General features: G+C 56.2%; 12 protein-coding genes. 11 read left to right on the top strand and 1 reads right to left on the bottom strand.

Features of this window, described 5'->3' with window-relative positions:
- Window positions 1–134: 134 nt before the first annotated feature.
- The 5 genes from murJ (at window position 135) to ACQUQP_RS00145 (ending at window position 6573) form a co-directional block, all read left to right on the top strand.
- Entirely contained in the window at window positions 135–1736 is a 1602-nt protein-coding gene (gene murJ / locus ACQUQP_RS00165; protein ID WP_432698731.1) for a murein biosynthesis integral membrane protein MurJ, read from the top strand.
- Between the two features lie 114 nt (window positions 1737–1850).
- Window positions 1851–2786 carry a bifunctional riboflavin kinase/FAD synthetase gene (gene ribF / locus ACQUQP_RS00160; protein ID WP_432696822.1) on the top strand — a complete coding sequence of 312 codons (936 nt, stop codon included), beginning with the start codon at window positions 1851–1853 and terminating at the stop codon, window positions 2784–2786.
- Window positions 2787–2810: 24 nt separating this feature from the next.
- Window positions 2811–5627 (top strand): isoleucine--tRNA ligase, encoded by a 2817-nt coding sequence (gene ileS / locus ACQUQP_RS00155; RefSeq protein ID WP_432696821.1) that lies wholly within the window; start codon window positions 2811–2813, stop codon window positions 5625–5627.
- Window positions 5627–6136: a signal peptidase II gene (gene lspA, locus ACQUQP_RS00150; protein WP_432696820.1), complete on the top strand. Its 510-nt coding sequence runs from the start codon at window positions 5627–5629 to the stop codon at window positions 6134–6136. The genes ileS and lspA overlap by 1 nt, the downstream gene beginning before the upstream one ends.
- Window positions 6133–6573, top strand: coding sequence for an FKBP-type peptidyl-prolyl cis-trans isomerase (locus ACQUQP_RS00145; RefSeq protein ID WP_432696819.1), 441 nt, complete (start codon window positions 6133–6135; stop codon window positions 6571–6573). Before lspA ends, ACQUQP_RS00145 begins: the two co-directional genes overlap by 4 nt.
- An 8-nt stretch (window positions 6574–6581) precedes the next feature.
- Here the strand turns inward: ACQUQP_RS00145 and ACQUQP_RS00140 are convergent, their stop codons facing one another.
- Entirely contained in the window at window positions 6582–6977 is a 396-nt protein-coding gene (locus ACQUQP_RS00140) for a type IV pilin protein (protein WP_432696818.1), read from the bottom strand.
- Window positions 6978–7043: 66 nt separating this feature from the next.
- Here ACQUQP_RS00140 and ACQUQP_RS00135 point away from each other — a divergent pair, with 66 nt between their 5' ends.
- Genes ACQUQP_RS00135 through ACQUQP_RS00110 form a run of 6 tightly spaced genes read left to right on the top strand, consistent with a single transcriptional unit; the run spans window position 7044 to window position 14362 of the window.
- On the top strand, window positions 7044–7634 hold the full coding sequence (locus ACQUQP_RS00135) for a GspH/FimT family pseudopilin (RefSeq protein ID WP_432696817.1): 591 nt from the start codon (window positions 7044–7046) through the stop codon (window positions 7632–7634).
- Window positions 7628–8287 carry a PilW family protein gene (locus ACQUQP_RS00130; RefSeq protein WP_432696816.1) on the top strand — a complete coding sequence of 220 codons (660 nt, stop codon included), beginning with the start codon at window positions 7628–7630 and terminating at the stop codon, window positions 8285–8287. The genes ACQUQP_RS00135 and ACQUQP_RS00130 overlap by 7 nt, the downstream gene beginning before the upstream one ends.
- Window positions 8277–9581: a PilX N-terminal domain-containing pilus assembly protein gene (locus ACQUQP_RS00125; protein WP_432696815.1), complete on the top strand. Its 1305-nt coding sequence runs from the start codon at window positions 8277–8279 to the stop codon at window positions 9579–9581. The genes ACQUQP_RS00130 and ACQUQP_RS00125 overlap by 11 nt, the downstream gene beginning before the upstream one ends.
- Window positions 9582–9592: 11 nt before the next feature.
- Complete coding sequence (locus tag ACQUQP_RS00120) at window positions 9593–11584, top strand: type IV pilus modification PilV family protein (protein WP_432696814.1); 1992 nt, start codon at window positions 9593–9595, stop codon at window positions 11582–11584.
- Window positions 11585–11616: 32 nt separating this feature from the next.
- Window positions 11617–12714 carry a glycine oxidase ThiO gene (gene thiO, locus ACQUQP_RS00115; RefSeq protein WP_432696813.1) on the top strand — a complete coding sequence of 366 codons (1098 nt, stop codon included), beginning with the start codon at window positions 11617–11619 and terminating at the stop codon, window positions 12712–12714.
- A gap of 19 nt (window positions 12715–12733) precedes the next feature.
- Entirely contained in the window at window positions 12734–14362 is a 1629-nt protein-coding gene (locus ACQUQP_RS00110; protein WP_432696812.1) for an NAD+ synthase, read from the top strand.
- Window positions 14363–14477 lie beyond the last annotated feature (115 nt).

The raw sequence follows: 14477 nt of genomic DNA, 5'->3' as shown, positions 1-14477 counted from the left end.
AAAGCTTTGAGTTAATCAGAATACGGCGGTACGTTGTGCCGAAAAATTAGACGCGAGATTATTCATGTTAGGCGGTTGAGTGTCAAGTGATCGATCCGCTTTTTACAGCGTTTCGTCCAACCGCCTGTCGCTGTATGATCAGCCGGCCCAACTCCCGAACTCAGACGAACGGAAACAGTAGCGTGTCCGATACCGAAAAACAGCCCGCAGGCCTGCTCCGGTCCAGCGCAGTCGTTGGCGTGATGACGATGCTGTCACGTGTCCTGGGCCTGGTGCGCGATGTGGTGATCGCCGGTTATTTTGGTGCTAGCGGTAGCGCTGATGCGTTTTTCGTCGCGTTCAAAATACCCAATTTTCTGCGCCGCCTGTTTGCCGAGGGGGCTTTTTCCCAGGCTTTTGTGCCGGTGCTGTCGGAGTATCGCAGTCAGCGCGACCTGCAGGCGGTGCAGAGTCTGGTTTACCGGGTCTCCGGCACGCTGGGGTCGGTACTGCTGGCTGTAACGCTTGTCGGTGTCCTGGGAGCGCCGCTGCTCGCTGCGCTGTTTGCGCCGGGGTTCTATATCGCCGGCGGTGAGAGGTTCGATCTGGCGGCGCAGATGCTGCGGATCACTTTCCCCTATCTGGCGCTGATTTCGATGACCGCGTTCTGCGGTGCCATTCTCAACGCCTATGGACGTTTTGCTATACCGGCGTTTACGCCGGTGCTACTGAACCTGACGTTGATTTTCTCTGCTGTGGTGCTGAGCCCTGGCTTTGAAACGCCGATCATGGCCCTGGCCTGGGGTGTATTTATGGCCGGTGCACTGCAGTTGCTGTTTCAGCTGCCATTTCTGGCCCGGCTGCAGCTGGTGCCGGTACCGCAGCGAGGCTGGCGCGATGAGGGCGTACGCCGCATCCTGAAACTGATGCTGCCCGCCCTCTTTGGTGTGTCGGTGGCACAGATCAACCTGCTGCTGGATACGGTACTGGCCTCTTTTCTGCAAACGGGCAGTGTCTCCTGGCTGTATTACTCCGATCGCCTCTCCGAGCTGCCGCTGGGCGTGTTCGGCATCGCTATCGCCACGGTGATCCTGCCAAGCCTGTCGCGGCGTCATGCGGAGCGCTCTCCAGAGCATTTCCGCAAAACCCTCGATTGGGCCGTGCGCATGGTGCTGCTGATTGGTGTGCCGGCAGCGGTGGCGCTGGTGGTGCTGGCGGAGGAGCTGCTGACGACCCTATTCCACTACGGCACCATGACCGATCTGGATATAGAGATGTCCGCGCGCAGTCTGCGAGCCTATGCCCTGGGACTGGTGGCATTCATGCTGATCAAGGTGCTGGCGACCGGATTCTTTGCGCGCCAGGACACGGCAACACCGGTCAAGGTAGCGGCCCTGGCGATGGCGGCCAACATGGTCTTCAACCTGATTCTGGTCTGGCCGCTGGCCCATGCGGGGCTGGCGCTGGCCACGGCGCTGTCGGCATTTATGAACGCAGGGCTTTTGCTGCGCGGGCTGTTGCGTGACGGCGTGTTTCACTGGCAGCGTGGCTGGGGCGTTTTCGTGCTACGGATGCTGCTGGCCAATGGGGCGCTTGGCGCGCTGTTGATCGGCTTTTCGCGACCGGTGGCTGAGTGGCTGGCGGCGGACGTTTGGCAGCGGGCGCTGTGGATGTCGACGCTGGTTTTTTCTGGCGTGGCGCTCTATGCAGTTGTGCTTTTTGCCTCCGGGATCCGTCTGCGGCACCTGAGAGGGTGATCAGGGCTTAATCAACCACCGCTTTGTAGGCTATAATCCGGCGTTTTCGTATAACTGGCGCCGCTTTCGGCGGTACCGTTTTCTCGCTTGCATGGGGCTTAAGTTCAGTCGCGTATGGAATTGATTCGCGGTTTACACAATCTGCGTGAACGCCATCTCGGGTGCGTCGCAACCATCGGTAATTTTGATGGTGTGCACCTGGGTCATCAGGCCGTGCTCAATCAGTTGCATAGCAAAGCTGAAGCGATGGGGCTGCCGAGTGTTGTCATCATCTTCGAACCTCAGCCCCGTGAATACTTCGCACCGGATGGTTCCGCGCCGCCAAGACTGACCCGTTTCGGGGAAAAAGTCCGCTTTCTGGAGTTTGCCGGTGTCGAGCGGGTGCTCTGCCTGACCTTCAACACCCGCCTGCGCAGTATGTCGGCGGACGAGTTTGTCCAGCAGCTGCTGATCGAACGGCTCAATATCCGTCATCTGGTGGTGGGGGACGATTTCCGCTTTGGCTGTGATCGCCGCGGCGATTTCGCGTTGCTGGAGCGGGCCGGCGAGAGTTTCGGTTTTTCCGTCGAGGAAACCGCTACCTGTCTGCTGGACGGTGAACGTATCAGCAGCACCCGCGTGCGTTCTGCGCTGCAGGCCCATGATTTCGACCTGGGCGCGCGCCTGCTGGGGCGCCGTTATCGGGTCGTCGGGCGTGTCATGCATGGCCAGAAACTGGGCCGCGAGCTGGGGTCGCCCACGGCGAACGTGCGCATGCACCGTTTCCCCTGCCCATTGCGTGGCGTCTATGTGGTGGATGGGCTGGTCAACGGGCAGCGCTATCCCGGCGTATGTAACGTGGGGATGCGGCCAACGGTACACGGTCGGCAGCCGGTACTGGAGGTTCACCTGCTGGATTTCAGCGGCAACCTTTACGGCGAGCTGATGCAGGTGGAGTTCAGACATTTCTTGCGTGCCGAGCGTCGCTTTGACGGGCTTGATGCGCTGAAGACACAGATTCAGACCGATATCGAAGCCGCCAGAAGCTGGCTCGAATCGCAGGCTGATTAAGTTAACGCTGGGAAGTTTTTTGATATGACCGACTACAAACCGACACTGAATCTGCCGGAAACGGCCTTCCCGATGCGGGGGAATCTGCCCAATCGCGAGCCGCAGCGGCTCGAGCGCTGGGCCCAGATCGACCTCTACGCCAAGCTGCGCGAAGAGGGTAAGGGACGCCCGCAGTTCATCCTGCACGATGGCCCTCCGTACGCCAACGGCAATATTCATATCGGTCATGCGGTTAACAAGGTGATCAAGGACATGATCATTAAATCGAAGACGCTGAGCGGTTTCGATGCGCCCTACGTGCCGGGTTGGGACTGCCACGGTCTGCCGATCGAGCACAAGGTCGAGACCATGATCGGCAAGGCCGGTGACAAAGTGCCTTATCGTGAATTCCGCCAGAAGTGTCGTGAATACGCCGCCGAGCAGGTTGAAGGCCAGAAAGCCGACTTCATCCGTCTGGGCGTGATCGGTGACTGGGAAAACCCCTATCTGACCATGAACTTCGATACCGAAGCCAACATCGTCCGTGCGCTCGGCAAGATCATCGAAAACGGTCACCTGGTGAAAGGCTACAAGCCGGTTTACTGGAGTGTTGTGGGTCAGTCTGCGCTGGCAGAAGCCGAGGTGGAGTACCAGGACAAGACCTCCACCGCCATCGACGTGCGCTTCACTTTTGTCGATCAGGACAAGGTACTGGCACTGTTTGAGACCAGCGCGGGCGAAGCGCCGGTGTCTCTGGTGATCTGGACTACCACTCCCTGGACTATCCCGGCTAACCAGGCGGTATCGCTGAATGGTGCTCTGGACTACGCCCTGGTCGATGCCCACACCGAACAGGGTGTGGATCGCATGGTGCTGGCGGCGGAGATGGTCGATGACATCATGGACCGCTGGGGGGTGGACAAGTTCGAAGTGCTGGCAACCTGCAACGGCGCTGCGCTGGAACTGCTGCAGCTGCAGCACCCGATCTACGCCAAGCAGGTGCCGGTGATCCTGGGCGACCACGTCACCACCGATGCCGGTACCGGTGCCGTACACACCGCGCCTGATCACGGTATGGAAGACTTTGTTGTCGGCCAGCAGTACGGCCTGAGCACGCTGAACCTGGTGCAGGCTAACGGTACCTATACTGATGACGCGGGCGAGTTCGCCGGCGTACACGTCTACAAGGCCGATGAGCCGGTCTGCGAGGCGCTGGAGCGTGAAGGCAAGCTGGTGCACCTGAAGCGCTTCCAGCACAGCTACCCGCACTGCTGGCGTACCAAGACACCGCTGATCTACCGCGCCACACCGCAGTGGTTCGTCTCCATGGAAGAGAAGGGCCTGAAAAAACACGCGCTGGAAGCGATCAAGGGCGTGCAGTGGTTCCCGGACTGGGGTCAGAACCGTATCGAAGCGATGGTCGAGCAGAGCCCGGACTGGTGTGTTTCCCGTCAGCGCACCTGGGGCGTGCCGATCACCCTGTTTACCCACAAGCAGAGCGGTGAGCTGCATCCGCGCACCAAAGAGCTGATCGAGCAGGTGGCGCAGAAGATCGAAGCGGGCGGTATGGATGCCTGGTTCGAGCTGGATGCCAAAGAACTGCTCGGCAACGAAGCGGACGACTACGACAAGGTAACCGATACTCTGGATGTCTGGTTCGACTCCGGCGTGACTCACTACTCCGTGCTGAACCAGCGCGATGGCCTGCGCTTCCCGGCGGATATGTACCTGGAAGGCTCGGATCAGCACCGCGGTTGGTTCCAGTCATCGCTGAAGACCTCCATCGCGATCAACGAATGCGCGCCCTACAAGCAGGTGCTGACCCACGGCTTCACCGTCGACGAGAAGGGCTACAAGATGTCCAAGTCGCTCGGTAACGTGATCGCGCCCCAGGAAGTCACCGACTCCCTGGGTGCCGATATCCTGCGTCTGTGGGTGGCTTCCACCGACTACTCCGGCGAGATGGCGGTCTCCAAACAGATCCTGCAGCGCACAGCCGATTCCTATCGTCGTATCCGTAACACCTCGCGTTTCCTGCTGGCGAACCTGAGCGGCTTCGATCCGGCAACCGATATGGTCGAGCCGGAACAGATGCTGGCGCTGGACCGCTGGGCGGTAGATGCGGCAGCCAAGCTGCAGAAGAAAGTGATCGACGCCTACGATGGTTACCGTTTCCTCGATGTGTACCAGCAGGTGCATAACTTCTGCGTACGCGAGCTGGGTGGCTTCTACCTGGATATCATCAAGGATCGCCAGTACACCACCAAGCCGGACAGTCTGGCGCGCCGCTCGTGCCAGAGTGCGCTGTTCCATATCGCCGAAGCGTTGACCCGCTGGATCGCGCCGATCCTCAGCTTTACCGCTGAAGAGATCTACGAGGTGCTGCCGGGCGAGCGCCGTGACAGTGTGCTGCTCACCACCTGGTACGATGGGCTGACCACCGTCGCCTTTGATGACGAGTTTACGCCGGAGTTCTGGCAGCGCGTGATGGGGGTGAAAGATGCTGTGAACAAGTGTCTGGAAGATGCTCGTGGCGAGAAGCTGGTCAAGGCCTCCCTGGCGGCTGAAGTGACACTGTACGCCGATGAAACACTGCAGCAGGATCTGGCCCGCCTGGGTGACGAGCTGCGCTTCGTGCTGATTACGTCGGTAGCGCGTATCGCGCCGCTGGCTGAAGGTGCGGATGCCCGCGACACCGACGTTGCTGGTCTGAAGGTGGCGGTTAAAGCCTCCGAACAACCCAAGTGCGCCCGCTGCTGGCACCATCGTGAAGATGTGGGTCAGCACAGCGAAGACCCGGAACTGTGCGGTCGCTGTGTCGAAAACGTCAGCGGGGAAGGCGAACAGCGCCAGTACGCCTGATGGAGTCGCTCACGACAAAGGCCAGCGCACTGCGCTGGCTCTGGCTCAGCGCGGTCGTCATTCTGCTGGATCTGGGCAGCAAGTACTTGGCGGACAGCCGTCTGACCTACGCTGACCCGGTTCAGATCCTGCCGGTATTCGATCTGACACTGCTCTACAACAAGGGTGCGGCGTTCAGCTTCCTGGCGGCAGAGGGCGGCTGGCAGCGCTGGCTGTTTATCCTGATTGCACTCGGCGTCAGCCTGATGCTGCTGGTGTGGATGAAACGCACCCCGGCACGCGTCTGGTGGCTGGGGGCTGGACTGTCTCTGCTACTCGGCGGTGCTCTGGGCAACCTCTATGACCGTATAGTCCACGGACATGTGATCGACTTCATCTCGGTGCACTACGCCGGCTGGTACTTCCCCGCATTTAATCTGGCCGATACCGCGATCACCTGCGGGGCGATCCTTCTTATTATTGATATGCTGTTTGCTGGACGCGAAAGCGCTGGAGAAACTGAAAAATGAGCGAGCTGACCATAGGCCCGGACAAGCAGGTCACCCTGCACTTTGCCATCAAACTGCAGGATGGCCAGATTATCGACTCCAACTTCGACGCCGACCCGGCTACCTTCACCTTCGGCGATGGCAACATCCCTGAAGGCTTCGAACAGGCCTTGCTGGGCCTGAAGGCCGGCGACGAAGCCGAACTGACCATCGCCCCGGAACGTGGCTTCGGTCAGCACAACGCCAGCAACATCCAGGTGATGAAGCGCAGTGATTTCAAGGATATGGATCTGGAGCCTGGGCTGGTGGTCTCGTTTCAGGAACCGGGCGGTGAAATCCCCGGCGTGATCGTCGAGTTCAACGATGAGCGCGTGTCAGTGGATTTCAACCATCCGTTGGCGGGGAAGACCTTATTATTCAGTGTGAAAATACTGACTGTGAATGCAGCGGCAGGGTGATCTTCTGATCAGTCCTGCCAGCAGTCCGCCGGGGTTTTTGTGTTGCTCTGGTTGATGGTCAGTGTCTGACCACCGCAGTCATTGACCTGGTCATTTTGAGGTATGGCCTGGATGGTGTAGGTCGATGCAGTGGGAACGCCCTGCAGGGAAAAGTTATAGTCGCCATGGCTGCCGATTCCCAGGGAGGCCGCGTTTAATTCTGCTACAGACCCATAACTATTGTTGTAGGCCCGATAGCGCTCCTGCTTGATCTGCGCGTCCAGCAGCACAGCCTGCGCCTCTGCGCGTCGACTTTTCCGAACGTAGTCGAGATACGATGGATAAGCGACCGCTGCAATAATGCCGATGATGGCGACTACGATCATGAGCTCGATCAGTGTAAATCCGCGGTGTGAGTGGTTCACTGTAGTTCCTTTATGCTGCTATGCTCAGAGAGCTCAATCTTAGCATCCTAAAAAAGGATTTGGTCGGTGGAAGTTTCGGTTACAAGGAAAGACTGTTCTGCGTCAGGTGGGGCTGTCTTACATAAAGAATCTGGCTTCACTCTGATAGAGCTGGTAGTCACCCTTGCCGTCGTCGCAATTCTGGTAACAGTGGCCGCACCGGCTTTCCGCGACTTCTTCGAGAATAGGCGACTGACCGGGGCTGCACAAACTCTTTATGCCGATCTGCAGTTCGCCCGTGCAGAGTCCATAAAACGAAATCAAGCCATTTTCGTCAAGTTCGATGATACACCATCCAATGATTGGTGTTACGGGCTGGAAGAGGCATCCTCGGCGACCTCCTGCGATTGTTCTGATGCAACCAATACTTTCTGTACGATCAATGGCGTCCGTACAGTGACCGGTGTGGAAAATTACCCGGGTGTGCTGATGAGTGCTGCATCGGTTTCAGGGTCTACAGTCACCTTCGATCCTCGGCGCGGGACTCTCTCTCCAGCGGGCTCCATCTTTTTTACCGGCAATAACGGTAATCAACTGCGTATCGTTATGAGCTTCCTGGGTAGGCTAAGGTTGTGTACGCCTCCTGGCTCGGCAGTATCGGGGTTTGAATCATGTTAAGGATGAAGAAACAGTCGGGTTTCTCATTGATAGAACTGATGATCGCGCTTTTACTGGGGTTGATTGTCACCGGTATAGCGATATCGATGTATGTCTCAACTCTGGGGATCACCCGGCAGACCGTTACTACAATGAGATTGAATCAGGAGCTGAGGACCACTATGGATATGATGGTTCGGGATATCCGGCGCTCCGGGTATTGGGCGGCGGCCAGCCTGGCGGGGAGTCCCTACGAGGATGCAGTGGCGGGCGGTTTGCCTGTCAATTTGTTCGACGATTTTACGGCGACTGCGCCGACTACGGCGTCAGCGGCGACCTGCGTTGTGTTGGCCTATGATTATGATGGCTTGGGCGCATCGGATATCAACAAGTTGATTGGATATCGCCTGAAAGACGATGCTGTAGAGGTGCTATGGAAGACCTCCGTAATCACCAGTGGGGCGGACTGCACGGGGGTATCCAATTGGCAGAATCTGACTGACGAAAACAGCACCGTTATTACCGGACTGGTGTTTGAGCCCCTGCCATCGGCCGCATCCTTTGCTTCAGCGGCTGCACGCTCAATAAAAATCACCCTGACCGGGCAATCTGCTACAGATGCGCGTTTGGTTAAACAGTTGGTAGAAGAAGTGAGGGTTCGAAATGACCTCTAAATTCAGGCTGTTACGTGATCATGGCCAAGTTCTTCGGCGAGAAGGCGGTGCTGCGACATTAATCGTTGCAATCGTGCTACTCGCGCTTTTGACATTAACAGTATTGACCGTGGCAGGTCTTACAATGTTGGAGTTAAAAACTGGTGCCAATACCAACCGTGCAAAAGAAGCCTTTCATGTGGCTCAGGGCGGTTTGGATTATGGCGCCATGAAATATGTTGAAGATGCCTCGGCCTGGACACCCAGTGGTACGACAAGTGTTGCGATTCCCGCCAGCGGTGCTACCGAAGCGCAGGTTTCCGTCGTCGTGTCTGGCGGTTATGCCACAGTGACAGCAACCGGAGAGTCGCCCGATCAGACAGGTTCTGCCACCATTACCGAAAGATACGGCACAGTGCCGCTGCTCGGTAGTGGCGAACTGCCACCGTTGATGGCGAACGGAAATATACCAATAAATGGTTCCTTTTCTATCGTCACTAACCCCAATGGCGGCGGTGAAGGTGTGCCAGTATCGGGCTGGGCAAAGACGGCTGACAAGAATGGGACGGGCTCTTGGGATACCTGTAATCTGGATGAGTTTCTGTACGCAGGTGGTAACGCTGACGAAAAAGCTAAAGAAGATAGTGATGTTGCGGAGTGGGTTTGCGACGACTGTAAGTGCAGTAATGTACCCGCTGACGAGAAGTTGTGTGATTCCAAGGCGGTTGTCGATGCCTGGGAGTGCGATGATATCGTGGCCGAGCCTTGTGCACCGGATACCTTTGAAAATTTATTTGGTGTAAATGTTGCTACCAATCCCTGTGGCAGTGACTCAGGCGTTACTCCGAGTGCCTGGCAAGAATACAGAGACTTGGGCATGCAGTACGGTGTGACCTGCGGTGACTTGGACGAGGATATTGGCGATATGTTCTACTCCGGTGGTGCGCATGAGGGTGAGATGCCACTGATCTGGATAGAGGGTAACTGCAAACTGCCCACAAGAGTGGGCAAGGAAGAAGCGCCTATTATATTGGTGATTCATGGTGATGTTACCGCGAACGCGAACATAGTTATGTACGGTATTCTGTTTGCATTCAGCGATATCTACACAGCGACCCCAAAGGAGGATTACGGGATCAAGCTTACAGGTACCGCGACGGTCTATGGCGTGGTTATGGTGAATGGAACTGCGGAACAAGTCACGGGGACTTATACGCTGGTCTACTCGAACGATCTGCTCGATAAGCTAACCAATGACGGTGAAGGTTTTGATGAGTTAGCAAGGTTTCCCGGCTCATGGACGGATATAAATTAGAGGGTATGGCTATGAGCTATATAACGAGGAGTGGGCATCTTAAAAAGGGTAAGGGTTTCACCCTGATAGAAATTCTGGTGGCTCTGGTTGTACTGATGGTGGGCCTCGCAGCATTATTGCAGCTGCAAGCCAGCTTTATTACTGGGGCCTCTGACTCTGAAAAGCGCGCCGTAGGGATGGCGCTGGCTGAGAAAAAACTGGAAGAATTCAGGGATTTTCAGTCCATTGCCGAGTATGACAGGATTGGTTCCGCCGCTTTCCCCACATCAGATACGGAAACAGTATCGGTGGGGAACTCATCGATGGATTACACGTTGGATTGGGCAGGTATAAATACAGTTTCGTCTGCAGTTAATGCTTCCGAGTATAAAGAGATCACAGTTCGGGTTAGTTGGGATGCAGGAAGCTTGGCGTTGTCGACTATCCTTGCGCGGATAGATCCTGGTGTCGGGGCCTTGTTAGGTGTGTCGGGTATAGGCGGGGGAACTCCGGAAGTTAGCCATGCCCCCGGTACGATACCAGATGTTATACCGATAGAACTCGGGAACGGCAATATCAAAGAAACTTCAAAACCTCTGCCTGAGATTGCCAAGAAGAATCAGGGTAATGAAAGTACCGAAGTTAAGTTTTCAACGACGACGTACGATACAAGCAGTAATAAGCAAATTCAGGAAGAATTTATTACTGTCAACTGTTTCTGCCAGTTAGAGTCGGGTAATGGCGTAGCTTTACAAACCCCCTATCATTATGAGTATCTGAATGGGGAACTGGTTGTTAAAAAGGGGGTCTACTACACCGGCGGGGCAAACGATAGAACGGGGTCCCCGGTTAGTGATATGGATCAGTCACAGTACTGTACCCGCTGTTGTGCGGGACATCATGATGCGGCCACTGTGAATATTTATACTTTGAATGGAGTGCCTGGATTCAAGGAAACATCCCCGAGTAGTGCTCATGCTCATTATGCATTGGATAAGGATGAATTGCTTGCCAAAAATCCGGCGACTCCTGCCGTTGTATTTACCGGGGCAGAGGCTGTAAGTGATGATTTTTATCCTGAGGCCTGCCGCTTTCGGCGGGTTGATGGCATCTTCCGGCTCTTTCCTGACTGGAAAATGGTTGCTTTGAACGTAATGCTTCCAGAGTTTATCGATGATACTGCCAGCTCTGCGCTCAGCGACTATCAGGACTATGTTGTCGATGAAATATGGTATCAGGTCTTTGGTTCACCATCGGCGGCGATGCCGTCTGGGCGTGATTTTACCGCCAATAACGCCGAGAAAAAGCAACTGTTGTCCCGCAGTATCTACTACGATGATATGACCTATGATAGCGCTTGGAATAGTTACATCGCTTCCATTGCGGCCGGCACTGTGGCCTCTCAGGGCTGGTTATCGGTGGTGCCATTTTTTGAGATTAATACAACGTTGTTGACGACCTGGACCTCTAGTTCCGCTACTGTCGCAGCGGTTACCAATGAGGTGACCAAAACAATACAGGACGACGAGGCACTCTACTATGACAATGTTTACAGTCGTGGGGCTGTGACAATGGCAGTTAGCGGAACTGGTTCAGCTGCGATTACGGCTTACTCTAAGACTGATAACACGGGGCTGCTCAGTAATGTTTATGATAATGCCAGCAATTTTCCGGGGCAGGATAATAAGATTGTCCCATCGCCTGCTACCCTTTCCGATACAATCAACGCTACCATTTCTTGCGTAGGTCCTTGTCCAGTTACGATTTCGGGTACTATATCTACGTCCACAGACGGAAATCTGAATAAAGTATCTGTGTTGCCTGCTGATAATTGTACGATGCTGGATACTGTAGGTAACGTTCGTGGCTATAACTGCGAATGGCCGGCGGGTACTGTGAGCACCACAGTGACTATTGAACCAACTATTACGGGTGGGTCTACTTTCGATCCGCCTTCGCTGCTGGTTACAATCGATGAGTTTGGTACGAGTGTCACTGATATTAACTTTGTTCTGATAAAATAAAGCTGGCCTCAGTTTTACCAAGGTGTAGATATTTGAGTTATATAGTCATAGGCGCGGGCGTCATCGGCTTGATGATGGCCCGCGAACTGACTCGTGCTGGACAACGTGTCACAATTATCGAAAAAGGTATCAGCGCAAAAGAAGCCTCCTGGGCCGGTGGCGGTATCGTCTCTCCTCTTTATCCCTGGCGTCATGGCGAAGCGGTTACCCGGCTGGCGCTCTGGTCGCAGAGTAGTTACATCCTGCTGGCGCAGGAGCTGTTTGCGGAAACCGGTATCGACCCGGAGCTGCGCCAGAAGGGCATTATCATGGTGGATGTTCATGATGAAGCCGAAGCGCTGCAGTGGGGCCACGACCATTACCGCCCGCTGGTGCAGGTCGATAGTGAGTTTATCCACAGCAAAGAACCCCGTATCAACGCTGATTTCCGCTCCGGCATCTGGATGCCAGAGGTGGCCAGTATTCGTAACCCGCGCTTGGGTCAGGCCTTACGAAAAAGTGTGGTCAGTCATCCGAATGTGGAGCTGATCGAGAACTGCGAAGTGTCCGGGTTTATTACCTCCGCGGAGCGCATCGAGGGTGTATCCACCTCGCGGGGCGAGATTCGGGCGGACGAGACGGTCGTTGCCAGCGGTGCCTGGAGTGGTGGCCTGCTTGAGAGTCTGGGGCTGAAATTGCCGGTTGAGCCCGTGCGTGGCCAGATGATGGTGTTCAAGGCACCTGTTGGTTTGATCGATCGTATCGTTATGCTCAACGGTCGTTACCTGATTCCGCGTAGCGATGGCCGAATCCTCGTGGGCAGTACGCTGGAACATGTGGGCTTCGACAAACAGACCACCGAAGAAGCGCGCGAATCCCTGTACAAAACCGCTCTGACAATCCTTCCTGATCTGGCACAATACCCCGTTGAACATCACTGGGCCGGGCTCAGGCCGGGGTCTCCCGAGGGGATTCCCTTTATCGGCCAGGTACCGGGATGGTCGGGGCTGCATCTCAACTGTGGTCACTACCGTAACGGACTGGTGCTCGCACCTGCATCCACCCGCCTGCTCAGTGATCTGTTACTGGATCGCACACCGATCATCGATCCGGCGGCCTATGCCGTCGATGGCCGTATTGAACACGACTGACAGGTATTCTTGAGTACAGATGAGTAAGCCGATTCGGGTCACCATGGCCCAGTTGAATCTTTTGGTGGGTGATATTCCCGGCAATACCGAGCGGGTTATCGAAACAGCCCTGAAGGCCCGGGACGAACTTAACGCCGATCTGGTAATGTTTCCCGAGCTGGCCCTGAGTGGCTATCCTCCGGAAGACCTGTTGCTGCGCCCCAGTCTTGAGATCCGTATCGAGCAGGCGCTGAAGCGGGTGCTCGATGCTGTTCGCGGCATCACCCTGGTGCTGGGCTATCCCCGCTACCGTGACGGCGCGCTCTACAACATGCTGGGTGTGATCCGTGACGGCAAGATCCTCACCGAGTATGCCAAGCAGTGCCTGCCCAATTACCAAGTCTTCGATGAACAGCGCTACTTCGTGGCCGGCACCAAGCCGGGCGTGTTCGAGCTGGAGGGTTATCCGGTTGGCCTCAGCGTCTGCGAGGATATCTGGCATACCGCACCGGTACAGCAGATGAAAGCCGCCGGCGTGCGGCTGATCCTGAATATCAATGCCTCGCCCTTCCATGCCGGCAAGTCCGAGCAGCGCATCGATCTGCTGTCGCGCCAGGCGCAGGACGCCGGTTGTCCGATCCTCTATGTTAACCAGGTGGGCGGCCAGGATGAGCTGATCTTCGATGGCGGCTCCCAGGTTGTTACCGCCGAGGGGCAGCAGGCGTTCAGCGGTGCGTTTTTCGAGGAGGCGCTGTACAGCGTCACCGTTGATCCCGCCGACGGTTCAGTAACGCCGGAACAGCCAAGCATCGCAGCGCCTGATTTTGAGAGGTCCGTCTACGATGCGCTGGTGCTGGGCGTGCGCGATTACATCAACAAGAACGGCTTCAAGGGTGTAGTGCTGGGGCTTTCCGGTGGTATTGACTCGGCAGTGACCGCCGCTGTCGCGGTGGATGCGCTTGGCGCGGACCGGGTCGAAGCGGTGATGATGCCGTTCCGCTACACCTCTAGCATGAGTGTAGAAGATGCGGCCGAAGAGGCGGAGCTGCTGGGCATCCGTCACAGCGTGATCTCCATCGAGCCGATGTACGAAGCGTTCATGGCGTCACTGGCCGACGAGTTTGAGGGTACCCGGCCGGATACCACCGAAGAGAACCTGCAGGCCCGCTGCCGCGGAGTGCTGCTGATGGCGATCTCCAACAAGAAGGGCTACCTGGTGCTGACCACCGGCAACAAGTCGGAGATGGCGGTGGGTTATTCCACTCTCTACGGCGATATGGCTGGTGGCTTCGATGTGCTCAAGGATGTGCCAAAAGTACTGGTCTATAGACTGGCCGAGTATCGCAACCGCATATCCCCGGTAATTCCGCAGCGTGTCATTGACCGGCCGCCCTCAGCAGAACTGGCGCCGGATCAGAAAGACCAGGACAGCCTGCCCGATTACGATGTGCTGGATCGGATTCTGGAGCTGTATGTGGAGCGTGATTACAGTGCCAAGGCGATTATCGCTGAAGGCTTTGCCGAGGCCGATGTGAATCGCGTGGTGCGTCTTGTTGATATCAACGAATACAAGCGGCGTCAGGCACCGGTAGGGCCGCGTCTTACGCAGAGAGGCTTTGGCAGGGATCGGCGTTATCCGATCACCTCGGGTTGGAAGCCGGGCGAGTAATTCGACCGGCTACTGATTTCCTTACCCTATAAAAAATAAAGGCTTGCACACTATCCGTGGTGCAAGCCTTGTTGGCATCCTGCCCGCTAATCCCTGCAATGTCAGGCGGTCCAGC

Origin of the sequence: Marinobacterium sp. YM272, from assembly GCF_050908845.1 — a bacterium.
In the GTDB taxonomy this organism is placed as follows: Bacteria; Pseudomonadota; Gammaproteobacteria; order Pseudomonadales; family Balneatricaceae; genus Marinobacterium_D.
The sequence above is the reverse complement of the archived record's forward strand: the minus strand, read 5'-3'. Positions and strand labels throughout refer to the sequence as shown.

Excerpts from the sequence above, each read along its gene's own strand:
- murJ (WP_432698731.1), top strand. The coding sequence starts at position 135 with ATGATCAGCCGGCCCAACTCCCGAACTCAGACGAACGGAAACAGTAGC.
- ribF (WP_432696822.1), top strand. The coding sequence starts at position 1,851 with ATGGAATTGATTCGCGGTTTACACAATCTGCGTGAACGCCATCTCGGG.
- ileS (WP_432696821.1), top strand. The coding sequence starts at position 2,811 with ATGACCGACTACAAACCGACACTGAATCTGCCGGAAACGGCCTTCCCG.
- lspA (WP_432696820.1), top strand. The coding sequence starts at position 5,627 with ATGGAGTCGCTCACGACAAAGGCCAGCGCACTGCGCTGGCTCTGGCTC.
- ACQUQP_RS00145 (WP_432696819.1), top strand. The coding sequence starts at position 6,133 with ATGAGCGAGCTGACCATAGGCCCGGACAAGCAGGTCACCCTGCACTTT.
- ACQUQP_RS00130 (WP_432696816.1), top strand. The coding sequence starts at position 7,628 with ATGTTAAGGATGAAGAAACAGTCGGGTTTCTCATTGATAGAACTGATG.
- ACQUQP_RS00125 (WP_432696815.1), top strand. The coding sequence starts at position 8,277 with ATGACCTCTAAATTCAGGCTGTTACGTGATCATGGCCAAGTTCTTCGG.
- ACQUQP_RS00120 (WP_432696814.1), top strand. The coding sequence starts at position 9,593 with ATGAGCTATATAACGAGGAGTGGGCATCTTAAAAAGGGTAAGGGTTTC.
- ACQUQP_RS00110 (WP_432696812.1), top strand. The coding sequence starts at position 12,734 with ATGAGTAAGCCGATTCGGGTCACCATGGCCCAGTTGAATCTTTTGGTG.